The 25,515-nt window shown below is 70.4% G+C and carries 19 protein-coding genes and 1 tRNA gene; 2 read left to right on the plus strand and 18 right to left on the minus strand.

Annotated features, from left to right (window positions below):
- Positions 1-4: 4 nt before the first annotated feature.
- A tRNA-Trp gene (locus ACIRQF_RS19555) sits at positions 5-82 on the minus strand.
- Positions 83-206: 124 nt separating this feature from the next.
- Here ACIRQF_RS19555 and ACIRQF_RS19560 point away from each other — a divergent pair.
- Positions 207-431, plus strand: a complete 225-nt coding sequence (locus tag ACIRQF_RS19560) for a hypothetical protein (protein WP_376632089.1) — start codon at positions 207-209, stop codon at positions 429-431.
- 73 nt (positions 432-504) lie between these two features.
- On the opposite strand, the gene ACIRQF_RS19565 is transcribed toward ACIRQF_RS19560, so the two are convergent.
- The 4 genes from ACIRQF_RS19565 to ACIRQF_RS19580 form a co-directional block, all read right to left on the minus strand.
- Positions 505-2,559, minus strand: coding sequence for a hypothetical protein (locus ACIRQF_RS19565; protein WP_404093576.1), 2,055 nt, complete (start codon positions 2,557-2,559; stop codon positions 505-507).
- Between the two features lie 291 nt (positions 2,560-2,850).
- On the minus strand, positions 2,851-3,267 hold the full coding sequence (locus ACIRQF_RS19570; protein WP_404093578.1) for a DUF6113 family protein: 417 nt from the start codon (positions 3,265-3,267) through the stop codon (positions 2,851-2,853).
- Positions 3,264-4,214 (minus strand): N-acetyl-1-D-myo-inositol-2-amino-2-deoxy-alpha-D-glucopyranoside deacetylase, encoded by a 951-nt coding sequence (gene mshB / locus ACIRQF_RS19575; protein WP_376632083.1) that lies wholly within the window; start codon positions 4,212-4,214, stop codon positions 3,264-3,266. The genes ACIRQF_RS19570 and mshB overlap by 4 nt, the downstream gene beginning before the upstream one ends.
- Positions 4,215-4,255: 41 nt before the next feature.
- Complete coding sequence (locus ACIRQF_RS19580; RefSeq protein WP_376632082.1) at positions 4,256-4,450, minus strand: hypothetical protein; 195 nt, start codon at positions 4,448-4,450, stop codon at positions 4,256-4,258.
- Positions 4,451-4,606: 156 nt separating this feature from the next.
- On the opposite strand from ACIRQF_RS19580, the gene ACIRQF_RS19585 reads away from it, so the two are divergent.
- Positions 4,607-6,796, plus strand: coding sequence for an alpha/beta fold hydrolase (locus ACIRQF_RS19585; RefSeq protein WP_404093581.1), 2,190 nt, complete (start codon positions 4,607-4,609; stop codon positions 6,794-6,796).
- Between the two features lie 4 nt (positions 6,797-6,800).
- Here ACIRQF_RS19585 and ACIRQF_RS19590 read toward each other — a convergent pair whose 3' ends face one another.
- The 13 genes from ACIRQF_RS19590 to ACIRQF_RS19650 all read right to left on the minus strand — a co-directional run bounded on the left by ACIRQF_RS19590 (position 6,801) and on the right by ACIRQF_RS19650 (position 25,309).
- On the minus strand, positions 6,801-7,757 hold the full coding sequence (locus ACIRQF_RS19590) for a hypothetical protein (protein ID WP_404093584.1): 957 nt from the start codon (positions 7,755-7,757) through the stop codon (positions 6,801-6,803).
- A gap of 201 nt (positions 7,758-7,958) precedes the next feature.
- Positions 7,959-9,311 carry an ABC transporter ATP-binding protein gene (locus tag ACIRQF_RS19595; protein ID WP_404093586.1) on the minus strand — a complete coding sequence of 451 codons (1,353 nt, stop codon included), beginning with the start codon at positions 9,309-9,311 and terminating at the stop codon, positions 7,959-7,961.
- On the minus strand, positions 9,304-10,287 hold the full coding sequence (locus ACIRQF_RS19600; RefSeq protein WP_376632075.1) for an ABC transporter ATP-binding protein: 984 nt from the start codon (positions 10,285-10,287) through the stop codon (positions 9,304-9,306). The genes ACIRQF_RS19595 and ACIRQF_RS19600 overlap by 8 nt, the downstream gene beginning before the upstream one ends.
- A gap of 6 nt (positions 10,288-10,293) precedes the next feature.
- A complete protein-coding gene (locus ACIRQF_RS19605) occupies positions 10,294-11,325 on the minus strand; it encodes an ABC transporter permease (RefSeq protein ID WP_376632073.1) in 1,032 nt (343 codons plus the stop codon).
- On the minus strand, positions 11,318-12,241 hold the full coding sequence (locus ACIRQF_RS19610) for an ABC transporter permease (protein WP_403517394.1): 924 nt from the start codon (positions 12,239-12,241) through the stop codon (positions 11,318-11,320). Before ACIRQF_RS19610 ends, ACIRQF_RS19605 begins: the two co-directional genes overlap by 8 nt.
- Positions 12,242-12,353: 112 nt before the next feature.
- Positions 12,354-13,979, minus strand: coding sequence for an ABC transporter substrate-binding protein (locus ACIRQF_RS19615; RefSeq protein ID WP_382487644.1), 1,626 nt, complete (start codon positions 13,977-13,979; stop codon positions 12,354-12,356).
- A gap of 362 nt (positions 13,980-14,341) precedes the next feature.
- Entirely contained in the window at positions 14,342-15,451 is a 1,110-nt protein-coding gene (locus tag ACIRQF_RS19620; RefSeq protein ID WP_382486292.1) for an ABC transporter ATP-binding protein, read from the minus strand.
- Positions 15,444-16,499, minus strand: a complete 1,056-nt coding sequence (locus ACIRQF_RS19625; RefSeq protein ID WP_376632066.1) for an ABC transporter ATP-binding protein — start codon at positions 16,497-16,499, stop codon at positions 15,444-15,446. Before ACIRQF_RS19625 ends, ACIRQF_RS19620 begins: the two co-directional genes overlap by 8 nt.
- 11 nt (positions 16,500-16,510) lie before the next feature.
- On the minus strand, positions 16,511-17,467 hold the full coding sequence (locus ACIRQF_RS19630; protein ID WP_382486290.1) for an ABC transporter permease: 957 nt from the start codon (positions 17,465-17,467) through the stop codon (positions 16,511-16,513).
- Positions 17,460-18,392, minus strand: coding sequence for an ABC transporter permease (locus tag ACIRQF_RS19635; RefSeq protein WP_404093644.1), 933 nt, complete (start codon positions 18,390-18,392; stop codon positions 17,460-17,462). Before ACIRQF_RS19635 ends, ACIRQF_RS19630 begins: the two co-directional genes overlap by 8 nt.
- Positions 18,393-18,564: 172 nt before the next feature.
- Complete coding sequence (locus tag ACIRQF_RS19640; protein WP_404093590.1) at positions 18,565-20,202, minus strand: ABC transporter substrate-binding protein; 1,638 nt, start codon at positions 20,200-20,202, stop codon at positions 18,565-18,567.
- Between the two features lie 526 nt (positions 20,203-20,728).
- Entirely contained in the window at positions 20,729-22,630 is a 1,902-nt protein-coding gene (gene typA / locus ACIRQF_RS19645) for a translational GTPase TypA (RefSeq protein WP_376632061.1), read from the minus strand.
- Between the two features lie 285 nt (positions 22,631-22,915).
- A complete protein-coding gene (locus ACIRQF_RS19650) occupies positions 22,916-25,309 on the minus strand; it encodes an ABC transporter family substrate-binding protein (protein WP_404093592.1) in 2,394 nt (797 codons plus the stop codon).
- Between the last annotated feature and the right edge of the window lie 206 nt (positions 25,310-25,515).

The raw sequence follows: 25,515 nt of genomic DNA on the forward strand, positions 1-25,515 counted from the left end.
GGAGGGCGGGGCGGCCGGATTCGAACCGGCGTCCTCGCGGTTTTGGAGACCGCGCGCGACGACCACTGCGCTACGACCCCGCCCGGGGAGAAGCATAGGAGCAGGAGCGGCGGGCCGTTCGTGGCGTCGCGCGTGTCCTCCGGCCGGCGCCCCCACCTCCCGCGCCACTGTGTGACCGGAAGAGCACACCGAGTGGAAGGCGCGCGATGAACACCCCTCACGGCCCCGGCAGCTTCGTCGCCCACACGGGCACCGACGTCTACGGCCCCGGCAAGGTCATCGGCGTGGACGGCCGGCACCGGCGGGTGCGGTTCGTGCACTACGTCGCGACCGTGCGCACCGAGGACCTGCGGGTCGCCACCCCGCGCGAGGCCGCGGAGATCCAGGCCTGGCTGCGGGCGAGGAAGCAGCGCTACGGCGGCGAGTGGTAGGCCCCACGGCTCGGAAAGGGCCGCGGGCCGCACTCTGCGTGCGGCCCGCGGCCCTTCGGCGTACGGGTGCCGGTCAGCCCTCGCCCGACAGGTCGATCGTCTTCGTGCGCTCCGAAGCCGTCTTGCCGCGCAGCGCGTCCCGCATCACGAAGGCCACGTCGTCGGCCGACACCTGGTGCTTGGTGCCGTCCGCCTTGGTGATCATGATGCCGTCGAAGACGCCGTCGAGGAGCTCGTCGATCGCCTGCTTGTTGTAGACCTCGACCAGGCGCCCGTCGACGGCCTTCATCGAGAGGATCTTCGGCAGGGACTTCGCCGGACCGAAGTCGATGGACTTCGCACCCGCCTTGATCTTGATCTTGCCGGACATGGCCGGCACCGCGAACTCCTCCATCGCCCGGTCCAGCTCCGCCTTGGTGATGGTCGGCTGGCGGGTGACGACGGGGAGGTCCACCGTGTTCGGGCGGCCGGTCTCGACCTGGGCGCGGTACGCGTCCTTGACCGCGATCATCGAGCGCTGGACGTCCAGTCCCTTGCCCGGCTTGCCCTCGACCGCGGTGGCCTTGCCCGGCGAGAACACGATCGTGCCCTCGGCGGCCGAGCCGGAGCTGCCCGCCAGGTCGGTGAGGGCGACGCCCAGCTTCTCCTCGTCGATCGGGAAGACCGGCTGGACGACCCGCTCGCCGCCGAAGAGCGAGCCGATGACGCTGACCGGGTTGTAGTCGCTGCCGGCCGCGCCGCGCACCGTCTCCTGCGCGTCCAGGGCGAGACCGGCCTTGTCGGGGGCCAGCTCGGCCTTCTTGCCGCCCACGTTGAGCTGGAGCGGGGCGTGGGCGCGCTTGCCGAGCGACGCCTCCAGCTTGGCGACGGCCTCCTCCTTCGTACCGCCGCCGATGTCCACGCCGAGGACGGTGGTCCCCTTCGGCACGTCGGCGTGGTTCATCAGGAGTCCGGCGCCGTAGGCGAGGCCGACCAGGCCGAACACGCCGACACCGGCCAGGACCAGCTTGGAACGCTGCTTCTTCGCGGGCCTCGCCGCCGCGGCGGGCCTCGGCGGCGCCGGGGGCTCGGTCCGCTCGGGGATGCGCGGGGTCAGGTCCGGCCCGCCGGCCGGGACGACGGGAATGCCGCTGGTCAGCGTCGAGCCGGAGACATGCCCCTGGTCTCCGCCCGGGCCCGGCACCGGGGCCGGGGGCTGGGGCGTGAGGATCGCGGTGTCGTCGGACATCCGCGGGGGCTGCTGGCCACGGTTCGGCAGACCTCCGCGCCGGGCCGCGCCGCCCGGGTGACCGGGGCCGACGACCGGGCTGCTGCCGGTGACCGGGCCGGTGGTCGGGCCGGTGGGGGCCATGGCCCCGCCGGCGACGGGCGTGCCGCCGGCCGGCGTGTGGCCCGGGCCGCGGTCGTAGAGGGGGTTGGCGGGAGCGCCCTGGGCGTGGAAGGCGGGAGTGCCGCCGGCCGGGGTGCCGTCGTACACCGGGGTGCCGCCGGCCGGCGTGTGCCCGGCGCCGTCGTACCTCGGCGTGCCGCCGGCCGGGGTGCCGTCGTACCTCGGCGTGCCACCCGCGGGCGTGTGCCCGTACATGGGGGTGCCGCCGGCGGGAGTGCCGTCGTACGCGGGGGCACCCCCGGCCGGTGTGCCGCCGGTGAGCGGGGTGACGATCGGCATGCTCTGGGTGGTGCTGCCGACCGAGGGGACGCCGTCGGTCGCGGAACCCGCGAAGCCGGAGCCCGGGGCGGCGGGAGCCGCGGGGGCGGCCGGGGCGGGGGCCGTCGGACCCGGGCCCAGGGCGGGAGCGCCCGCGGCGGGCTTCGGCGCGGACGCCTTGCGCGGCGCGAACCAGTCGCTGGTCTTCTCGTCCGCCTGCGGCGCCGGCTCGGCCTGGGCCACGGGCTCCGGCCTGGGCGCCGGCTCCGGGCGTACGGGCTCCGCCGCGGCCTTCGGCTCGGGCGCCGGGGCCGGGCGCTCGCCCGCCGCGCCACCACCGCTCTGGGTGTCGCCGACCGGCTTGCGGACGACCACGGGCGGAATCGGCCGCGAACCCGGGATGTTGATCCGGATGCGGGTGGTCAGCGTGGTTTCGGTCTTCGGCTCCTCGGACGGCGCGGAGGCCCCGGCCCCCTCCACCGCTTCCTGGCCACCGCGGAGGCCGTACGGCGGGGTGCCCGAGGGGTACGCGGCCCCGCCGCGCCCCTGGGCGCCGGAGGACGAACTGTCAGTCTCTCGACCAGTTTCACGACTCAAAGCAGGATCTCCCGGTTGGCTCCGCCGCCCGCTCTTGCTGATGCTCGTGGTGATCCGGGCGGTCGGCGGCGCGCACCACCATACTGGCCGCCGCCGATCCGTACCCGACCCGGCGTGGATCCGCCACGGGCATTCCGGCCGAAGTCGGGACAGCGCGGGGTCAAGTCCCCCTGATCAGGGGGCCGGTCGGGACAATCGGGTCATCGTGGCGCACATCACAGCGACGGCCATGCCGCCGAGCAGGAACACCATCTCCCCGATGCCGCCGCCGAACAGGCCGTCCCCTTCGGGGCGTCCGAAGCTGAGCAGCACGATGGCGACGAGCCAGCCGCCGCCGGCCGCCGCGACGCCGAGCTGGTTCCGTGTGGCGCGCCGTCCGCCGTAGAAGACGGCGGCGGAGCCGAGCAGGGCCAGCAACAACCCGACGGGGAACCAGGCGGCTTGGACGAGCGAGCCGGCCGCGCCGACGAGCGTCCCGAGGACGACGAGCACGGCATACCAGGCGTACCGGGCACCAGGGGTGAGTTCCCCCGTGGTGTGCGCGGGGTGTTCGACGCGTCCGGACCGGGCGGGCTGCTTCTGCGCGGTCATCCGGCCGCCTCCGCCCCGCCGGCGCCGGACCCGGCGTCCGCCGCCGCGGCGGCACCCGGCTCGGCGAGTCCCGCGAACAGATCGGTCTCGCGTTCGCCGGCGGGCGCGCCGGACCTGCCCTGGACCAGCTCGTAGTACTCGGTCGTGAAGATCGGCTGGGCCAGGTTGTTGGAGAGGGCGAAGAAGGGGCCGTCGACCGCTACTTGGGTGGCGTGGGCGGCCATGGCGGCGCCCTTGCGGGCCGCGTGGGCCTCGCTCGCCGTGATCTCGGTGGTGATGCGGTCCTCGTCGACGACGCCGGGCACGTCGCCGATCACGGCGTCGGCGGGGAAGACCGAGCCCTCGGCGCGCAGCCGCGCGAAGCCGGCCTCGGCGACCGGGCGCGGGACCCGGTTCCAGTAGATCTTGGCGATGGCGTGGGCCGGGCCGAGATCGGGACGGTAGGCGGGGTCGGCGGCGAGCTCGGCGGCGCGCATGGCGACCCGGTGGGCCTGGATGTGGTCGGGGTGGCCGTAGCCACCGTCGGGGTCGTAGGTGACGAGGACCTGCGGGCGGGTCTCGCGGACGACCGCGACGAGATGGGGGGCGGCGGTGTCGACGTCGGTGTTCCAGAAGGCGTTCGCGCGCCGGTTCTGCTCGACGCCCATCATCCCGGAGTCGCGGAAGCGTCCGGGTCCGCCGAGGAAGCGGTGGTCGGTGACGCCCAGCTCCTTCATCGCGGCCGCGAGTTCGCCGACGCGGTGGTCGCCGAGCCGGTCCTCCCGGTCGGGCGCGAGGTGGGCGAGCTCGGGCGGGATGACCTCGCCCTCCTCGCCCAGGGTGCAGGTCACCAGGGTCACGAGCGCGCCCTCGGCCGCGTACCTGGCCATGGTGGCGCCGTTGTTGATCGACTCGTCGTCCGGGTGCGCGTGCACGAGGAGCAGACGACGGGCTGGGAGAACCGTCATGGCCCCACCCTACGAGGCGGGGCCACGGAAAGACCGGCAGGTCAGAACTTGAGGCCCCCGATCATGCTCGCCACGTTCGTGGTGAACGTACTGATGGACGGGGCGATGGACGAGCTCGCCAGGTAGAAGCCCAGGAGCGCGCAGACCGCCGCATGCCCAGCCTTGAGCCCGGATTTCCGGATCAGCAGGAAGACGACGATCGCCAGCAGCACCACCGCCGAAATCGAGAGTGCCACGGCGGTTCACCTCCACACTTCTTCGGTCGGACGTTCGGTTGGCATGTGCCTGGTGGATGCATACCCACCTAGCGCTACGGATCATAACTATCCGTGCCATCGCATCGATCGGTGTACGGGGGCATGAGGGGGCGCACGGACGCTAGTTTCGGTCATATGACTTCGCCACAGGAGCAGTCCTCATCCCTCTCGTTCCCCCGTCAGCACGCCCGGACCCAGCGCTTCACCCTGGGTGCTCCGCGCGGCTTCGCCATCTCGCCGGACGGCGAGCGGGTGGTGTTCCTCCGCTCCGGTTCGGGGACGGACCGGTCGCACGGGCTCTGGGTGCTGTCCCTCGACGGGGCGGCCGGGGCGGCCGGACCCGGCGGCGCGGTGGAGCGGCTCGCGGCGGATCCGGAGGTGCTGCTCGCGGGCGCCGCCGAGGAGTTGTCCGCGGAGGAGCGGGCCCGCCGGGAGCGCAGCCGGGAGGGCTCCGCGGGCATCGTGGGCTACGCGGTGGACGCAGCCGTGGAGTTGGCGGCCTTCGCGCTGTCGGGGCGCCTGTTCACGGCGGAGCTGCGGGCGGGTACGGCGCGCGAGCTGCCGGTGCCCGGGCCCGTGGTCGACCCGCGGCCCTCGCCCGACGGGCGGTTCGTGGCCTACACGGCGGGCGGGGCGCTGCGGGTGACCGGAGCGGAGGGCTCCGGCGACCGGGCGCTCGCGGAACCGGAGGCGGAGGGGATCACGTACGGGCTCGCGGAGTTCGTGGCCTCGGAGGAGATGAGCCGCTCCCGGGGCTTCTGGTGGGCGCCGTCCTCGGACCGGCTGCTGGTGGAGCGGGCGGACGCGCGGCCGGTGCGGCGCTGGTGGATCGCGGATCCGGCGAACCCGGACCGGGAGCCGCAGCCGGTGGCGTACCCGGCGGCGGGCACGCCCAACGCGGAGGTCGGTCTCCTCCTGGTGGATCTGTCCGGAAACCGCACCGAGGTGGTGTGGGACCGGGAGGCCTTCCCGTATCTGGCCCGGGTCCACTGGGCGGCCGGCGGGCCGCCGCTGCTCCTCGTCCAGGCGCGGGACCAGCGCACGCAGGCGTATCTGACGGTCGACCCGGAGTCGGGGGCCACGCGGACGGTGCGTGTGGACGAGGATCCGGTGTGGCTCGAACTCTTCGGCGGGGTGCCGGCCTGGACGCCGGACGGGCAGCTGGTGCGGATCACCGACGAGAGCGGTGCCCGCGTGCTCGCAGTCGGGGACCGCGCGCTCACGGACGCGCGGCTGCAGGTGCGGGCGGTGCTGGACGTCGGCGCGGAAGATGTCCTGATCTCGGCGTCGGCGGGTGAGGCGGCCGAGACCGGGGGGACGCCCGAGATCGGTGAGATCCATGTGTACCGGGTCGGCTACCCGGCCGGCGGCGGCGCGTCGGTGGAGCGGGTGTCCGACGCGGCGGGCGTGCACGGCGCCGTCCGGTCGGGCGGCGTGACGGTGCTGTCCTCGACCGGCACGGACACGCCGGGCAGCGTGACGCGGGTGCTGCGGGACGGGAAGCGGGTCGCCGAGGTCTCCTCGTACGCGCAGCGCCCAGTCCTCTCGGCCGGGGTGCGGCTGACCGCGGCGGGTGCGCGGCGGATCCCGTGCGCCGTCCTGCTGCCCTCGGGCTGGACGGAGGGCGACGGGCCGCTGCCGGTCCTGATGGACCCGTACGGCGGTCCGCACGGGCAGCGGGTGCTCGCCGCGCACAACCCGCACCTGACCTCGCAGTGGTTCGCCGAGCAGGGCTTCGCGGTGGTCGTCGCCGACGGACGGGGCATGCCGGGCCGCTCCCCCGGCTGGGAGAAGGCGATCAGCCGGGACCTCACGCTGTCCCTCGACGACCAGGTGGAGGCGCTGCACGACCTGACGGGGCGGTTCCCGCTCGACCTCGGGCGGGTGGCGATCCGCGGCTGGTCCTTCGGCGGCTATCTCGCCGCGCTCGCGGCGCTGCGCCGGCCCGACGTCTTCCACGCGGCCGTGGTCGGCGCACCGGTGACGGACTGGCGGCTCTACGACACCCACTACACCGAGCGCTACCTCGGCCGCCCGGAGGAGGAGCCCGAGGTCTACGCCGCGAACTCGCTGCTGTCGGACGCCGGCCTGACGGAGCCGCGGGAACCGGCCCGGCCGATGATGATCGTGCACGGTCTCGCCGACGACAACGTGGTGATGGCCCACACCCTGCGGCTCTCCTCCGCGCTGCTCGCGGCGGGCCGGCCGCACGAGGTGCTGCCGCTGTCGGGCGTCACGCACATGACGCCGCAGGAGCAGGTGGCGGAGAACCTGCTGCTGCTCCAGGTGGACTTCCTGCGGCGGTCGCTGGGCCTCGGGGGTTAGGACTTCACCAGCCGGGCGGGCGCCGGGCGGGCGGGGCCGGTGGCAGGGCCGCGGCGGGGCGGTACGGGGCGCGGCGCGAGCGCCCCGGCCGCGCGAGCAGCGCCATGACGGCGAGCCCGGCGAGCAGCGCGAAGCCGGACGCGAGGTCGTAGGCCACGGAGTAGAGCTCCAGCTCGGGCACGAAGGTGTGCCATTCGGGCCGCAGGGCCGCCGCGACCCCGCTCGCCCCGACGCCCGCGAGGAGCAGCCCGGCGAGCAGTCCGAGCGAACGGGCGTGACCGGCGCGGGCGAAGGCGCTGCCGGCGGCGCCGAGGAGCAGCAGCACGAGCACGACGTTCAGCCAGCCGGGCGGGACGGCGAGGGCGGGCAGGAGCAGGGAGCGCCCGCCGGTGAAGCGGCTGACGGTGTAGTCGGCGGGCAGCAGCGCCGCCCAGCGCAGCTCCCAGGCCGCCCACATCAGCCCGGCGAGCGCGCACAGGATCCCGGCGGTGACGGCGGGTCCGGTGCGGACGGGCGGCTCGGCGGACGGTTCCGGCGGCAGGTCCGGTCCTTCCGCGTGGCCGGTGCGGTCGTCACGGCCGGCGGCGGCGATGACGACGAGCGCGCCGCCGAGTGCGAGGCTCACGAGGGCCGTGACGAGCTCGTCCACCCCGGAGGCCCACAGTCCCGGCAGCCGCAGGGCGAGCGTGGTGAGCCCGGTGACGGCGAGCGCGGGCCCGGCAAGGGAGGAGCGCAGGGCGGTGAGGGCGGTGGCGGCGTAGGCGACGAGGAGCAACGGGTCGACGAGCGAGGTGGCGGCGCCGGCGTGGAGCCGGAAGCCGTGGTCCCCGGCCCAGTACCAGAGCAGTTCGGTGCTCGGACCGAAGACCGCGAGGTCGCGCAGCAGCCAGACGACGATGACGAGGGCGAGCGCGGCGCTGAGGGCGGCGCCGGTCAGACGTGCCGTTCGTGTCACAGTCACGGGGCCGATACTCACGGTCGCCGTCGGCCGAAACAAGCGGTTCCGCATATGCGGGAAGCGTGTGCGTCAAGTCGGGTCGCGGGGCGACCGGCCGGGGCGACATGGCGCGCCCCGGCCGGTCCAACGGCACCCGCACGGCCGTACGTTGTGCAGCTTCCCGCGTCCGTATATCGGAACCGATTCGGTGAAGTTGCCTGTGCGTTAAGGCGCTTCGAATCCGGGATCGGACCCGGGCTCCCGTCCGGGGTCCGCCCCGGTGCCGGAGCCGGACTCCGGGGTGGCGCCGGAACCCGGTCCGGTGCCCGGGCGCGAAACCGGTCCGGCGCCCGGGCCGGAGGCGGGCCCGACGCCCTTGCCGGGACCGGGACCGGGACCCGCGCCCGGGCCGGAGGCGGGCCCGACGCCCTTGCCGGGACCGGGACCGGGACCCGCGCCCGGGCCGGAGGCCGGCCCGACGCCCTTGCCGGGACCGGGACCGGGACCCGCGCCCGGGCCGGAGGCGGGTCCCGTACCCGGTGCCTCCCCTTCATCCGGCGGGACCACGCGCTTCTCCTCCGCGAAGTGGCAGGCCGAGTCGTGCCTCGCCGGGGAGTCGGTGAGCCGGAAGACGGCGGGAACGGCCAGCAGCGGGACCTCCAGGGCACAGCGCTCCTGGGCCTTCCAGCAGCGCGTGCGGAAGCGGCAGCCGGAGGGGATGTTGGCGGGCGAGGGCACGTCGCCGGAGAGGATGATCCGCTCGCGGTGCTCGCGCGCCTCGGGGTTCGGCACCGGCACGGCCGAGAGCAGCGCCTGGGTGTAGGGGTGCGTGGGGTGGTCGTAGATCTCGGCGTCGCTGCCGATCTCCACGATCCGGCCGAGGTACATGACGCCGACCCGGTCGGAGATGTGCCGGACGATCGACAGGTCGTGCGCGATGAAGACGTACGAGAGGCTGAACTCGTTCTGGAGGCGTTCGAGCAGGTTCACCACCTGGGCCTGCACGGAGACGTCGAGCGCCGAGACCGGCTCGTCGGCCACGATGATCTCGGGCCGCAGGGCCAGTCCGCGCGCGATGCCGATGCGCTGGCGCTGGCCGCCGGAGAACTGGTGCGGGTACCGGTTGATGTACTCGGGGTTGAGGCCGACGACGTCGAGCAGGTCCTGCACCTTGCGCCGCCGGTCGCCCTTGGGCGCGACCTCGGGGTGGATCTCGTAGGGCTCGCCGATGATGTCGCCGACGGTCATGCGCGGGTTCAGCGAGGTGTACGGGTCCTGGAACACCATCTGGATGTTCCGGCGCACGGCCCTGAGCGCCCTGGCCGAGAGCTTGGTGATGTCCTCGCCCTTGTACGAGATCGATCCGGAGGTCGGCCGCTCCAGGTTGACCAGCATCTTCGCCACGGTCGACTTGCCGCAGCCGGACTCGCCGACGATGCCGAGGGTCTCGCCCGCCTTGAGGTCGAAGTCCACCCCGTCGACGGCCTTGACCGCGCCGACGTGCTTCTTGAAGAGGATGCCCTGGGTCAGCGGATAGTGCTTGACCAGGTCGCGGACCTGGAGAATCGCCTCAGCCATGGAGGCACTCCTTCCAGTAGTGGCAGGCGCTGGTACGCGGTACGGGCGATTCGGTGACGTCGTACAGCGGCGGCACGTCGGTCCGGCACCGCTCCCGGGCGAGCGGGCAGCGCGGGTTGAAGGAGCAGCCGGACGGGATGGCCAGGAGGTTGGGCGGCAGGCCCTTGATGGCGTAGAGCTCCTGGCCCTTCTGGTCGAGCCGGGGGATCGAGTCGAGCAGACCCCTGGTGTAGGGGTGAGCGGGCGCCTTGTAGATCTCGTGCACCGGCGCCTGCTCGACGATCTTCCCCGCGTACATCACGGCGATCTTGTCGGCGACGTCGGCGACCACGCCGAGGTCGTGGGTGATGAGGATGAGGCCCATGTTGAGCTCGCGCTGCAGCTCGGCGAGCAGGTCCATGACCTGGGCCTGGACGGTGACGTCGAGGGCGGTGGTCGGCTCGTCGGCGATGATCAGCTCGGGTTCGAGGGCGAGCGCCATCGCGATCATGATGCGCTGGCGCATGCCGCCGGAGAACTGGTGCGGGTACTGGCCGACGCGCTCCTTGGCGGCGGGGATGCGGACCCGGTCCATCAGCTCGACGGCCTTGGCCTTGGAGTCCTTGCGGGACATGCCCCGGTGCACCTGGAACATCTCGCCGAGCTGGTCGCCGACGCTGATGACGGGGTTGAGGGAGGACAGCGCGTCCTGGAAGATCATCGCCATCTTGGCGCCGCGGATCTTCCGCCTTTCCTCTTCCTTGAGCGTGAGCAGGTCCTGGCCCTGGAAGCGGATCTCGCCGCTGGTGATCTTGCCGGGGGGAATGTCGAGGATGCCCATGACGGCCTGGGCGGTGACCGACTTCCCGGAGCCGGACTCGCCGAGCACGGCCAGGGTCTCCCCCGCGTCGACCGAGTAGTTGACACCGTTGACCGCCTTGGCCACACCGTCGCGGGTGTGGAACTCCACGTGCAGGTCGCGCACTTCGAGCAGCATGGTCGGCTACCTCAGCTTGGGGTCGAGGGCGTCGCGCACCGCGTCGCCGAGCATGATGAAGGCGAGCACCGTGACGGCGAGCGCGCCGGCCGGCCAGAGCAGCATGTGCGGGGCGTTGCGGATGTACTGCGAGGCCGAGGAGATGTCGATGCCCCACGACACGGTGGGCGGCTTCAGGCCGACGCCGAGGTACGACAGGGTCGCCTCCAGGGCGATGTAGGTGCCGAGCGCGATGGTCGCGACGACGATCACGGGGGCGATCGCGTTGGGCGCGATGTGCCGCAGCATCATCCGGGAGTTGGAGGCGCCGAGCGCCCGGGCCGCCTGGACGTAGTCGTTCTGTTTGGCGGTGATGACGGAGCCGCGGGCGATGCGGGAGAGCTGTGGCCAGCCGAGCAGCACCATGAAGCCGATGACGGGCCAGACGGTGGAGCTGGTCACCACCGAAAGGAGCACCAGACCGCCGAGGACGACGGGGATGGCGAAGAAGACGTCGGTGATCCGGGACAGGAAGCCGTCCCACGTACCGCCGAAGAAGCCGGCGAGTCCGCCGAGGACGCCGCCGAGGAGCGCCACACCGAGGGTGGCGCAGACGCCGACGGTGACGGAGGTGCGGGCGCCGTAGACGACCCGGGTGTAGACGTCGCAGCCCTGGCCGTTGAAGCCGAACGGGTGGCCGGGCTGGGAGCCCTCCTGGGCCTTGGACAGGTCGCAGTCGAGGGGGTCTCCGGAGGCGATCAGCGAGGGCCAGATGGAGATGACGACGAGGAAGAGGATGATGAGCCCGGAGATGATGAAGACCGGATTGCGCCGCAGGTCGTGCCAGGCGTCGGACCACAGCGAGCGGGGCTTCTTGTCGCCGCCGGCCTCCGGGCCGGTGCCCGGTCCGGTGTCCGGTCCGTTCTCGAGGCTCTTCTCCAGCGTCTCGGCCTCCGCGGTGCCGAAGTCGGCCGCTCCTCCGGCTCCGGTCGATGCCACGGCACGTCCCTCCTCGCCGTACGACTCCAGCGGCTCGAACGGCTCAATCGGCTCAGGCATAGCGAATCCTCGGGTCAAGGACGGCGTACAGGAGGTCGACCAGCAGGTTGGCCAGGAGGAACACCAGGACGAGGATCGTCACGAAGCCGACGACGGTCTGCGTGTTCTGGCGGACGATGCCCTGGTACAGCTGGTAGCCCACGCCGTGGATGTTGAAGATCCGTTCGGTGACGATGGCGCCGCCCATGAGCGCGCCGATGTCGGCGCCGATGAAGGTCACCACGGGGATGAGGCTGTTGCGCAGCAGGTGCCGGGTGATCACCCGGCGGCGCGGCAGACCCTTGGCGACGGCCGTGCGGACGTAGTCGGCGCGCTTGTTCTCGGCGATGGAGGTGCGGGTGAGCCGGGTGACGTACGCGAGCGACACGGAGGCGAGGACGAGGCCGGGGACGATCAGTTCGCTGAAGGGGGCCTCCGGCGAGACCGCCGGTTTGATCCAGCCCCATTCGACGCCGAGCAGCAGCTGGAGCAGCAGGCCGGTGACGAAGGTCGGGATGGAGAGGACGACCAGGGTCAGCAGCAGCACCGAGGTGTCGACGGGGTGGCCGCGCTTGAGGCCGGTGACGACGCCGAGGGTGATGCCGATGACGACCTCGAAGAGGATGGCGACGATGGTCAGCCGGATGGTGACGGGGAAGGCGTTGGCCATCAGTTCGGTGACGGGCTGGCCGTTGAAGGCGGTGCCGAAGTCGCCGGTGAAGACGTTGCCCATGTAGGTCAGGTATTGCTGCCAGACCGGCTTGTCGAGGCCGAACTCCTTCTCCAGCTGGGCGGCGGTGGCGGGATCGCAGGCGCGGTCGCCGCACAGGCCGGCGATGGGGTCGCCCATCACGTTCACCATCAGGAAGATCAGCAGCGTGGCGCCGAAGAAGACCGGGATCATCTGCAGCAGCCGCCGGATCACATAGCGACCCACGAAAACCTCCAGTAGTGGGGGGAGGAAGCCGGGCGGGGAAAGCTGCACGGCCCGGCGCGGGGGATCCGCGGGCCGGGCCGTACGCTGCCGACCGGTACGGCCTGCTAAGGCGTCACTTGACCTTGATCTGGTCGTAGACGGGGACGCTGAACGGGTTGAGCGTCACGTTCTCGACCCGCTCCGAGTAGCCGGCGCTCCCGTTCTGGTACCAGAGCGGGATGGCGCCCATGTCGTTCTTGAGGACTCCCTCGGCCTGCTGGAAGAGTCCGACGGCCTTCGGGGTGTCGGTCTCGGCGTTGGCCTGGTTGACCAGCTTGTCGAACTGCGGGTTCGAGTACTTGCCGTCGTTGGACGAGGCGTTGGTGTAGTACAGCGGCTGCAGGAAGTTCTGGATGAGCGGGTAGTCCATCTGCCAGCCGGCCCGGAACGGGCCCTTCATCTTCTGCGTGCTGACCTGGCTGCGGAAGTCGGCGAAGGTGCCGATCGGGTTGCCGACGCAGGCCTTGTTGTTGCCGAGCGCGTTGTTGATGGAGTTGCAGACGGCGTCCACCCACTCCTTGTGGGAGCCGGTGTCGGCGTTGTACGAGATCGTCATCGTGCCGCCGGGGATGCCGCCGCCCTCGGCGACCAGCTTCTTGGCCTCGGTGGGGTTGTACTTGCAGGCGTCGCCGCAGATGTCCTTGAAGCCGCCGGCCTCGCCGAGCACCGGTGAGGTCCAGTCGACGGCGGGGGTGCGGGTCTTCTGGAAGATCGTCTGGGTGATCTGGTCCCGGTTGATCGCCATGGACAGGCCCGTGCGCAGCTTCTCCTGGCCGGGCTTGTTCCAGGCGGGGTCGTAGAACGGGAAGGAGAGCGTCTGGATGATGCCGGCGGGGGTGTTGATGTAGCGGTTCCCGAGGTCGGCGGAGACGTTCTTGAGCTGCGAGGCGGGGATGTCGTCGACGAGGTCGAGGTTGCCGGCCGTGAGGTCGGTGTAGGCGGTGTTGTTGTCGGTGTAGACCTTGAGGGTGATGCCGCCGTTTTGCGCCTTGTCGGGGCCCGGGTAACCGTCCCACTTCTTGAGGACCATCTGCGAGCCCTTGGAATAGGTGTCGACCGTGTACGGGCCGTTGCCGATCGGCTTGTTCAGCCAGCCGGCGTGGTCCGTGTAGAAGGCCTGCGGCAGCGGCGAGTAGGCCGCGTAGCCGAGGGTGTCGGGGAAGGTCGAGAACTTCTGCGTCAGCTTGATCGTGAAGGTCAGGTCGCCGGTGACCTTGAGACCGGACATCGTCGTGGCCTTCTGCGCCCCCGAGTCGGGGTGGACCTGGTCGTAGCCCTCGATGTAGCTGAAGAAGTAGGCGTTCTTCTGGTTGTTCTTCAGGCTCGCGCCGTAGTTCCAGGCATCGACGAAGGACTTGGCGGTGACCTTCTCCCCGTTGGAGAAGGTCCAGCCGCTCTTGACCGTGACGGTGAAGTTGGTCGAGTCGGTCGAGTCGATCTTCTCGGCGAGCATGTCCTTGGCGGCGCCGGTCTTCGGGTCGTACTGCTTGAGCCCGCGGAAGATCATGGACAGGACCTTGCCGCCCTGCACCTCGTTGGTGTTCGCCGGCTCCAGCGGGTTCTGCGGGTCGCCCCACGAGGAGGACACGACGCCGTCCGCGCCTCCGCCGCCACTGTCGCCGCCACCTCCGCAGGCGGTCGCCGCGAGGGCGACGGCGGTGGCCAGAGCGGCCCACTTGGCGTGCGTGGCTCCGCGCATGGAGTGCCTCCCGATGTCCTGAGCATTACTTAGGCCCCAATATCACCCGATATTGACGGGAGTGCACTTTTATGGCGTCCGGATGAACGGGCCGGTGGACCTCGGGGGCACGCGACCCCGGGCACCGCGTCTCTCGGCCGACGGACCTCCGGGCACGCGAACCCGAGCGGCGCGCTCGCGGCCTCGATCGCGGCCGGCTCCTCGGTCGCGGCCGGCTCCCCGCGCGCGGACCAGACCTTGATCGTTCCGGGCAGCGAGGACGTCGCTCCCGGGCATGCGAAACGGCCGGTCCCCGGCGCCTTGCGGCACCGGGGACCGGCCGTTCACGTCGAGCTCGGGGCCCGGAGTCGAGTGCTCGGCACTCAGGACGCGTGCACGACGTCCTTCTCCTCGGCGAAGTGGCACGCGGACTCGTGCGCGGCCGGGGTGTTCCGGCCCTGGAAGCGCTCCGGGACCGCCAGCAGCGGGGTCTCGGTGGCGCAGATGTCCTGGGCCTTCCAGCAGCGGGTGCGGAAGCGGCAGCCCGACGGCGGGTTGGCCGGCGAGGGCACGTCACCGGTGAGGATGATCCGCTCGCGGTGCGCGCGGGCCTCCGGGTCCGGAACCGGCACCGCGGAGAGCAGCGCCTGGGTGTACGGGTGGGTCGGGTGGTCGTAGATCTGGGTGTCCGTACCGATCTCGGCCATCTTGCCCAGGTACATCACGCCGACGCGGTCCGAGATGTGCCGGACGATCGACAGGTCGTGCGCGATGAAGATGTAGGACAGGTTGAACTCGTCCTGCAGCTTCTCCATCAGGTTGATGACCTGCGCCTGGACGGACACGTCCAGGGCGGAGACCGGCTCGTCGCAGATGATGATCTCGGGGTTGAGCGCGAGGCCGCGGGCGATGCCGATGCGCTGGCGCTGACCGCCGGAGAACTGGTGCGGGTAGCGGTTGATGTACTCGGGGTTCAGACCGACGACGTCGAGCAGCTCCTGCACCTTGCGGCGCCGGTCACCCTTCGGGGCCACCTCGGGGTGGATGTCGAAGGGCTCGCCGATGATGTCGCCGACCGTCATACGCGGGTTCAGCGAGGTGTACGGGTCCTGGAACACCATCTGGATGTTCCGGCGCACGGCCTTGAGGGCGCGGCCGGAGAGCCGGGTGATGTCCTGACCCTTGTAGAAGACCTCGCCGGCGGTGGCCCGCTCCAGGTTCATCAGGAGCTTGGCGACGGTGGACTTGCCACAGCCGGACTCGCCCACGATGCCGAGGGTCTCGCCCTGGTAGAGGTCGAAGGAGACCCCGTCCACGGCCTTGACCGCGCCGACCTGCTTCTTGAAGAGGATGCCCTGGGTGAGCGGGAAGTGCTTCTTCAGGTCGCGGACCTGAAGGATCGGCTCACCGCGCCCGATCGGCGCCTCGATGGCGGCTACGGCCTCCGCCTCGGACACGCCCCCGGCCTCGTTCGTCTTGCTCAGCTCAGCCATGGATCGTCTCCTTCCAGAAGTGGCACGCGCTCTTGCGGCCCGGCAGCTCGGCGCCGTTCTGCTCGGTGACCGGCGCCAGGGCCGGGATCTCCGTACGGCAGATGTCGTCGGCCTTGGGGCAGCGCGGGTTGAAGGCGCAGCCGGTGGGCACGCGAAGCAGGTTGGGCGGCAGGCCCTTGATCGCGTAGAGCTCCTGGCCCTTCTGGTCCAGGCGCGGGATCGAGTCCAGCAGGCCACGGGTGTATGGGTGGGCCGGGCGCTTGTACAGCTCGTGCACCGGCGCCTGCTCCACGATGCGGCCGGCGTACATGACCGCGATCTTGTCCGCGACGTCGGCGACGACGCCGAGGTCGTGGGTGATCAGGATCAGACCCATGTTGTATTCCTGCTGGAGCTCCGCGAGGAGGTCCATGACCTGGGCCTGGACCGTCACGTCGAGCGCCGTGGTGGGCTCGTCCGCGATGATCAGGTCCGGCTCCAGGGCCAGCGCCATGGCGATCATGATGCGCTGGCGCATACCGCCGGAGAACTGGTGGGGGTAGTCGGAGACCCGCGCCTTGGCGGCGGGGATCTTGACCTTGTCCATCAGCTCGATGGCCTTGGCCTTGGCGTCCTTCTTGGACAGGCCGTGGTGCACGCGGAACATCTCGCCGAGCTGGTAGCCCACGGAGAGGACCGGGTTCAGGGAGGACAGCGCGTCCTGGAAGATCATCGCGATCTTCCGGCCACGGATCTTCCGGCGCTCCTCGTTGGACATCTTGAGCATGTCCTGGCCGCGGAAGAAGATCTCGCCCTGCGGGATCTTGCCGGGCGGCATGTCGAGGATGCCCATGATCGCCTGCGCGGTGACGGACTTGCCGGAGCCGGACTCACCCAGCACGGCCAGCGTCTCACCGGCGTTGACCGAGTAGTTGACGCCGTTGACCGCCTTGGCCACACCGTCGCGGGTGTGGAACTCGACGTGCAGGTCGCGGACTTCGAGCAGCGGACCGGTGTGGTCGCCGCCGCGCGGCGCGGGGACCGTCGCGGTGTTGTCGATGATGGTCACGTTCGCCCTCCTCAGCGCATCTTCGGGTCGAGGGCGTTGCGGACTGCTTCGCCGAGCATGATGAATGCCAGCACGGTGATGCTCAGCATGATCGAGGGCCACAGCAGGATGTGCGGGGCCACTCGGATCTGGTCGACGGCGGTGGAGATGTCGACGCCCCAGGAGACGGTCGGCGAGGCGAGACCCAGGCCCAGGTAGGACAGGGTGGCCTCGGCCGAGATGTAGCCGCCGAGCGAGATGGTGGCGACGACGATCAGCGGGGCCATGGCGTTCGGCAGGATGTGCCGGAACAGGATCCGCGTGGTGCCGGCGCCCAGAGCCGTGGCGGCGTGGACGTAGTCGGCCTGCTTGACCGTGATCACGGCACCGCGCATCACGCGGGCCATCTGGGTCCAGCCGAGGAACGCCAGCGCGCCCACGACCACCCAGACGGTGCGGTCGGTGAAGGACTGAAGCACGACCATCGCGCCGAGCAGGAACGGGATACCGAAGAAGATGTCGGTGATCCGGGAGAGGACCGCGTCGAGCACGCCGCCGAAGTAGCCGGCGAGCATGCCGATGAGGCCGCCGAAGATCGTCACGATCGCGGTGACGCAGACGCCCACGATGATCGAGGCACGGGTGCCGTGGATCAGACGGGCGTACACGGAACGGCCCTGGCCGTCGTAACCGAGCCACTCGGCCGAGCCGATGTGGCCGAGCTCCGGCTTGCCCAGGAAGTGCTTCACCAGGTCACCGGCGGTCGGCGAGGCACTGGTGAACAGGCTCGGGACGGCGGCGATGAGCAGCAGGAAGAAGATCATCACTGCGGAGACGAGGAAGTACGGGTTGCGGCGCAGGTCCGACCAGGCGTCGCCCCACAGGCTGCGGGCCTTCTCCGACGTCGGCGCCGCCGCGGTCGCGTCGACCGACGGGGGAGCGATCGCGTCCTCGATGGCGTCGGCCGCGGTCTTGGTCACGTCAGGCATAACGGATCCTCGGGTCCAGGACCGCGTACAGCAGGTCGATGAGCAGGCTGGTGACGAGGTAGACGATCACCAGGATGGTGACGAGGCCGACCAGGGTGGTGCCCTCGCGACGGGAGATCGACTCGGCGATCAGGCCGCCGATGCCCTTGATGTTGAAGATCTTCTCGGTGACGACCGCACCACCCATGAGGGCGCCGATGTCGGTGCCGAGGAAGGTGATGACCGGGATCATCGAGTTGCGCATCAGGTGGACACCGATGATGCGGCGCTTCGGCAGACCCTTGGCGATGGCCGTGCGCATGTAGTCGGCGCGCAGGTTCTCCGCCATGGTGGTCCGGGTCAGACGCGCCACGTAGGCGAGCGAGAGACCGCCGAGCACGATGGCGGGGGCGATGAGCTCGTCCCAGTTCTGCTCGGTGGAGACGTTGGGCGCGATCCAGCCCAGGTTGAACGCGAACTGCATCTTGATCAGGAAGCCGAGCACGAAGACCGGGATCGAGATGATCAGCAGCGTGAAGATCAGGATGGCGTTGTCGGCCAGGCGGCCGGCCCGCAGACCCGCGATGATGCCGAGGCCGATTCCGAAGATCAGCTCGAACGCGAAGGCCAGCACGGCCAGTTGGAGCGTGACGGGGAACGCCTCGCCCAGCACCTCGGTGACCGGCCGCCCGTTGCGGATCTGGGTACCGAAGTCGAGGTGCAGGACCATGTCCCGCATGTAGACGAAGTACTGCTCCGGCAGCGACTTGTCGAGACCGAGCTCATGGCGCTTCGCGGCCAGGGTCGCAGGATCTGCCCCCTTGTCACCGAACATCGCCAGCACGGGGTCACCGGGCAGGCTGTGAACCATGAGGAAGATCAGCAGGGTTGTCCCGAGGAAGACCGGGATCATCTGGAGCAGTCGTCGTGCGACATAGCGCCCCATCATGCCTCCGTTGAGATGTGACGGCCGCAGCCGACGGGCCCTCCCTCGACGGTCTGCCCGGATCTGGGCATGACGATGTCGTGGAAGGGCCCCCCAGCCACTGCGTAAGGCACCGCGACGGGGCTGACGATCCGTCAGCCCCGCTTGCGGCGAGCGGACTACGCTTGGGTGATTACTTCTTGACCTCGACGCCGGTCAGGATCGGGTCGCCGTCCTGGCCGTACGCCACGCCGGAAACCTTCTCCGAGAAGCCCGCGTTGACCTTGTAGTACCAGAGCGGGATCGACGGCATGTAGTTGACCAGGTCCTTCTCGATGGCCTGGTACGCCTTGACCGACTCGTCGAGCGTCTTGGCCGAGTCAGCCTGAGCGATCTTGGCGTCCAGCTCCTTGTTGGAGAAGTCGCCCTGGTTGCCGCCGGCACCCGTACGGAACAGGTCCGAGATGAAGTTGGCGTTCACCGGGTAGTCGAGCACCCAGCCGGAGCGGTACAGGGACTTGACCTGCTTCGTCTTACGAGCGGTCAGGTCGGCCTGGAAGTCCGGCTTGCCGTCGCCGACACACTGGACGCTGGTGGCCTGCTGGATGGAGTTGCAGACAGCCTCCACCCACTCCTTGTGGCCACCGTCGGCGTTGTACTGGATGGAGATCTTGTTGCCGGGGACGCCGCCGCCGGCCTTGATGAGCTCCTTGGCCTTGGTCGGGTCGAACTTGGTGACCTCGACCGCGTTCGGCTGGTAGCCGAGCACGCCCTTGGCGACCCAGCCGGTCGCGGGCTCACGCGTGCCGTTCAGCACCGTCTTGGTGATGGTGGCACGGTCGATCGCCATGGACAGACCCTGGATGACGCGCGGGTCGATCTGCTTCGGCTTCTTCCACTGGTCGGCGTAGAAGGCGACGGCGATCGTCTGGATCGCGGAGTACGCCTGGTCGACAGCGCGGTCGCCGAGGTCCTGACGGTAGACCGGCAGGTCCTTCGGGGCGATCTGACGCAGGACGTCGACGTTGCCCGACTTCAGGTCCTCGTACGCGGCCTCGAGGGTGGTGTAGTTCTTGAAGACCACACCGCCGTTCTTCGCCTTGTTCGGGCCCTTGTAGCCGTCGAAGCGGGTGATCTCGATCTGCTTCTTGTGGTCCCAGGACTTGAACTTGTAGGGACCGTTGCCGACCGGCTTCTGGCCACCGGCGACCGGGTCCTTGTAGAAGGAGGCCGGGAGCGGGGCGAAGACGATGTAGGCGAGCTTGTGCGCGAAGTACGGAACCGCGCTGTTCAGCTCGATCGTGAAGGTGTTGTCGTCGACGACCTTCAGACCCTCGAGCTTGTCCGTGGTCGGCTTGGCGCCCTCGGCCTCGGGGTGGATCTTGTCGAAGCCCTTGATGTCGGCGAACCAGGACGCGAGGCCCTGAGCGTTCTTGACGTTGGCGTTCCAGTTCCACGCGTCCACGAAGGACTTGGACGTGACCGGGGTGCCGTCGTGGAAGGTCCAGCCCGGCTTGAGCTTGACGGTCCACGTCTTCGAGTCGGTCGTGGTGACCGACTCGGCGTTGATCATCTCCAGGGAGCCGTCGGCCTTGTAGTCGACCAGGGTCGAGAACAGGCCGGCCATGACCGCGGAGCCGTTGGACTCCATCGTGTCACCGGTGAGCAGGGGCTTCTCCGGCTCACCGAGCTCGATCGAGAAGATTCCGTTCGGGTCGACGGCGCCGGCGCCAGCCTTGCCCTCGTCGCTCTTACCCCCGCCACAGGCGGTTGCTGCCAGGGCGACGACGATCGCGCCCGCTACCCACTTGGCGCTCTTGGCACCGCGCATGGGTTCCTCCTCATGAGTCCACTTGTCACTACAAGAGAGGCACTCCGAGTTCTGCCGACACCCCTGACGGCGTTGGACTCAAGTGCCCCGAGTGTGCTCGTGAGTCGGCACTCCCCACAGTGCGTGACCCATTGACCCGAGCTCAATGGAGCCAACTATTAAGTACGTCCGGGCTGTAAACCACACTTAAGTGGTCTCGTTTTGACAACATCGCCAAGCGCCCGAAGACCGAAATCCGGACAAAGCGAGCACAGACAGACAGCGACGAAACGGACCGTTAACACACGTTCCGGAGAGCGACGACCGATATCCGGACGGGCGGCCCTCTAAATGTGGTTGACGAAACGTTGACAACGGGGCCGCTTCCAGGCCCCGTCGGGGGTGCTCCGGGAACGCGCCGGGAGCACCGCGGAGGTACGTCGGGTCACGTCGGGGTCGCGTCGGCGGTACGCCAAGGGCCCGGCCCCCCGCACAGTGTGCAGGGGGCCGGGCCCTTGATGTGAGCTTTCGCTCAAACCCCTGAGGGTCAGCCGTTCTTGGCGCGGGACGCGGCGCGGGCACGCTCGCGCTGGTCCAGGTTGACCTTGCGGATGCGGACGGCCTCCGGGGTCACCTCGACGCACTCGTCGTCGCGGCAGAACTCCAGGGACTGCTCCAGGGAGAGCTTGCGCGGCGGGACGATGGCCTCGAACGAGTCGGCCGACGAGGACCGCATGTTCGTGAGCTTCTTCTCCTTGGTGATGTTCACGTCCATGTCGTCGGAGCGCGAGTTCTCGCCGACGATCATGCCCTCGTAGACCTCGGTGCCGGGGTCGGTGAACAGCACGCCGCGCTCCTGCAGGTTGGTCATCGCGAAAGCGGTGACGGAACCGGCGCGGTCGGCGACCAGCGAACCGTTGTTACGGGTCTGCAGCGGGCCGAACCACGGCTCGTGGCCCTCGTGGATCGAGTGCGCGATGCCCGTACCGCGGGTCTGGGTCAGGAACTCCGTACGGAAGCCGATGAGGCCACGGGACGGAACGACGAACTCCATGCGGACCCAGCCGGAGCCGTGGTTCGACATGTTGTCCATGCGGCCCTTGCGGACGCCCATGAGCTGGGTGACGGCACCCATGTGCTCCTCGGGCACGTCGATCGTCATGCGCTCGACCGGCTCGTGGACCTTGCCGTCGACGTCCTTGGTGACGACCTGCGGCTTGCCGATGGTCAGCTCGAAGCCCTCGCGGCGCATCTGCTCGACCAGGATGGCGAGCGCGAGCTCACCACGGCCCTGGACCTCCCAGGCGTCGGGACGCTCGGTCTCGAGGACGCGCAGCGAGACGTTACCGATCAGCTCGCGGTCCAGGCGGTCCTTCACCTGGCGCGCGGTGACCTTGCGGTCCTTGACCGCGGTCTTGGCGTCCGCGCCCTTGCCGGTGCCGCCGCGGCCGACCAGCGGAGAGGTGTTGGTGCCGATGACCATGGAGATGGCCGGCTCGTCCACCGTGATGAGGGGCAGCGCGACCGGGTTCTCCGGGTCGGCCAGGGTCTCGCCGATCATGATCTCCGGGATACCGGCGACGGCACAGATGTCACCGGGGCCGGCGACCTCGGCCGGCTTGCGGGTGAGCGCCTCGGTCATCATCAGCTCGGTGATGCGGACGTTCTGGATCGAGCCGTCGCGCTTGATCCACGCGACCGTCTGGCCCTTGCGCAGCTCGCCCTGCTCGACCCGGAGCAGCGCGATACGGCCGAGGAAGTTGTCGGCGTCGAGGTTGGTGACGTGGGCCTGCAGCGGCGCGTCCTCCTCGAACGTCGGGGCCGGGACGTGCTCCAGGATCGTGGAGAAGAAGGGCTCCAGGTTGGTGGAGTCCGCCGGGACGGTGCCGTCCTCCGGCTTGGTCAGCGAGGCGATGCCGTCACGGCCGCAGGCGTAGACGATCGGGAACTCGATCTGGTCCTCGTCGGCGTCCAGGTCCAGGAAGAGGTCGTAGGTCTCGTTGACGACCTCGTCGATCCGGGAGTCCGGGCGGTCCGTCTTGTTGATGCAGAGGATGACGGGCTTGCGCTGCATGAGGGCCTTGCGCAGCACGAACCGGGTCTGCGGGAGCGGACCCTCGGAGGCGTCCACCAGGAGGACGACCGCGTCGACCATCGACAGACCGCGCTCGACCTCGCCGCCGAAGTCGGCGTGACCGGGGGTGTCGATGATGTTGATCGTGATCGGGGCCCCGCCGTCCTTGGGGTGATACTTCACCGCCGTGTTCTTGGCGAGGATCGTGATGCCCTTCTCACGCTCCAGGTCGTTCGAGTCCATCATGCGGTCGTCGAGCTGCTGGTGGGCGGCGAAGGCACCGGCCTGCTTGAGCATGGCGTCGACGATGGTCGTCTTGCCGTGGTCGACGTGGGCGACGATGGCGACGTTACGGATGTCGTGGCGCGTGGGCATGGGTGGCTTGCGCTTCTCTCGGATCGTGGGAATCGGCGTCAGTTCCTCTTACGCCCGCCGGGCGGACGCGCCACGGCTATGTCCTATGGTACGGGGCTGCCGTGCAAGGGGCTTCCCCGGAGGGATCCGAGAGGGTCTACTGGGAGTTTTCAGGGTGTGGGGAAGATCATGCGACCGGGTCAAGGGGCCAACGTGATCCTGCCCGCCGGGGTCACCGGCGGGCAAGGAAATTGAGCTGCTTCTGAGCTTGCGACTTGGACTTTCGGCGGCTTTAGGGTATTGCGGTCACTTGCGGGTGTTGCGCTCCGCGCCCTGTGCCGACTCGGGCTTCTTGAAGCCGATGTCCTGGTAGCGGGGGGCCGCGAAGCCCCAGGCCCCGGCGTTCACGATCTCCGGCCTGGCCGCCACGAGCTGCGGGCGCTGGTAGAGCGGGATGGACCCGGCCGCGGCCCAGATCCGGGCGTCCGCCTGGCGGACCAGGTCGCGGGCCTCCTCCTCGTCGAGGGTGGCGGCCGCCTGGTCGAAGAGCTGGTCGATGCGGTCGGTGCCGACCCGGGAGTAGTTCTGCTCCACCAGGAGCGAGCCGTCGGAGGCCGGCTCGGGCTTGGCGTAGATCGGCCGGGCGTCGGTCGCCGGGAAGGCGGTCGCGGGCCAGGAGTAGAGGGCCAGGTCGTAGTCGCCGGAGGCGATGTGGTCCTTGAAGAAGCTCTCGTCGGAGACCTTGGTGACCTCGGTGCGGATGCCGACGGCGTCGAGCATCCGCACGATCCGGTCGCCGACCGCCCGCAGCGACTCCGAGCCGGGGCCCGAGGGCAGGACGAAGCGGAGGCTGAGCGCCTTGCCGTCCTTGCCCAGGCCCTTCGCGGCGCCGTCGGCGGCGGCCGGGGCGGCGGTGCCGCGCGGGGCGTAGGCGCCTGCCACCGGCTGGGCGGGGTGCGCCTGGAGCTGCGACTGCGCCTGGGGGCCGGCGCCGCCGCCGGTGTCGAGGGCGGCGGCCTGGCGGAGCAGCGCCGCGCTCTGCAGGGCGGCGACCGGGGCCGGCGCGAGGATGTTGGTGCCGTTCTCGGGGCCGCCTGCCCCGATCAGCGGGCCGGTCGCCCGGCGCTCGCCGGGCTTGTCGTCGCCGACGATGTAGAGGCCGTCGTCGGAGGCGGCGTCCGCCTCCTTCGCCGGCGGCTTCTCGTCGGTCTTCTTCTCCGTCTTCTTCTCGGCGCCCTGGTCGGCCGCCGGCTTCTGGGCGTCCTTCTTCGTGGCCTCGCTGCCCGCCTTCGTCCCGGCGGCCGGCTTCTGCAGCGCCCCGCCCGGCACCCAGCCGGCGTCGGCCAGCAGCGCCCGCGCCTCCTTGGTGTCCTGACTGCCGAGCGCGTCGCTGCTGTCCGCGTACGCGGCCTGGCCGGCGAGCGCGAGGTGGCTGCCCGGGGGCCTGGCCGGCAGGCCGAGCGGCTTGAGCACCGTCTCGGCCAGCTCCTGGCGGTCGATGGCGCGGGCCACCGCCCGGCGCACCCGCTCGTCGGCGAGCGGCCCGGACTCCCCGTTGAGGGAGAGCTGGGTGTAGGCGGGCTCCAGGGACTTGCGGACCACGAACCGGGCCAGGCCGTTCTGCTCGGCCGCGTACCGGGCGACGGCCTGCTGGTTCTTCTCGCGGGCGGCCCGTACCTCCTCGGCCTTGTCCCCGTCGGAGCCGTAGGCGAGCGCCCACGACTTCAGGGCGGTCGCGGGGGCGGCCCCGGCGCCGGGCCCGTGGGCGGGGGCCTGCCCGCCGCTCTGGCCGGCCCGGGCTTGGGCGATCCGCTCGGCGACGGCCCGGTCGATCTCGGCGAGGTCCAGCTTGCCGGCGGCGAGCGCGGCGGCCCGGTCGGCGCGGGGCACCGCGGTGAGCACGACCGTGTCGAGCTTGGCGTTCTGCCCCCACCAGCGGGGGTTGCGGGTGAGCGTGACGGTGCCGGCCTTCTGGTCGACCGCCTTCAGAAGGAACGGTCCTGCAGTGGCCTTGAGGGAGGCGCGGGCTCCGTCGTTGAAGGCGTTCGGGGAGCCCATCACCTCCTTCGGGTAGAGCGGGGTGAAGAGCGAGCGCCAGTCCGCGTAGGGCTTGCCGAAGGTGACCCGGACCTCCAGGTCGTCCTTGCCGCGCTCGATCTTCTCGATCCGCTCGTAGCCGGCGTTGCGGGCCGTCCAGTAGGCGGTGTCCCGGCCGCTGAGCGCGCGCCACTGGGCGACGAAGTCCGGGGCGCCGATCTCGCGCCCGTCGCTCCACACCGCCTGCTGGTTGAGCTTGTAGAGGACGACCTGCTTGGGCTCCGTCTCGATGACCTCGGCGGATTCCAGGTAGTCCGGGTTCAGGCGCGGCCGGCCGCGCTCGTCGAGGGTGTGGAGCGCGGGCAGCACGGCGCCCGCGACGCGGGCGGTGGCGCCGTCGGCGTCGGCCTGGAAGGCGTTGAGGGTGGTGGGCAGCGCGTCGACCGCCCAGCGGAGGGTTCCTCCGTCGGCGACCCGGTCGCGTGCCGCCGGCGCGTTGTCCTGGGCGGCGGCCGGCGGCTCGTCGCCGGTGTCGCCGGAGCTGCATCCCGCGAGGACGGCGAGCGCGAGGACCGCGCTGCCGAGGGTCGCGACGGAGCGGAGCGTGCGGGAGCGGGGGCTCCTGGAGCATGTCCTCCCGCGAGGGGCGCCGACCTGGGACATGACTTGTACCCCTTCGTCCAGTTTCATGCCATTTGGAGATGATCACACCTATTGCTCATACACTGAAAAGGACGGAGCGGATCCGGTGACGGCGACACGGCGGCACGTCCGGCAAACCCCACTCGTGCGGCCCAATCGCCCAAAATCCGGGGCGCTCCGGACGGGTGGAATCACGTGCACACGGCTTCACAAGCGGGATGTGACGC

This window comes from Streptomyces sp. NPDC101191 (assembly GCF_044767915.1).
GTDB lineage: Bacteria > Actinomycetota > Actinomycetes > Streptomycetales > Streptomycetaceae > Streptomyces.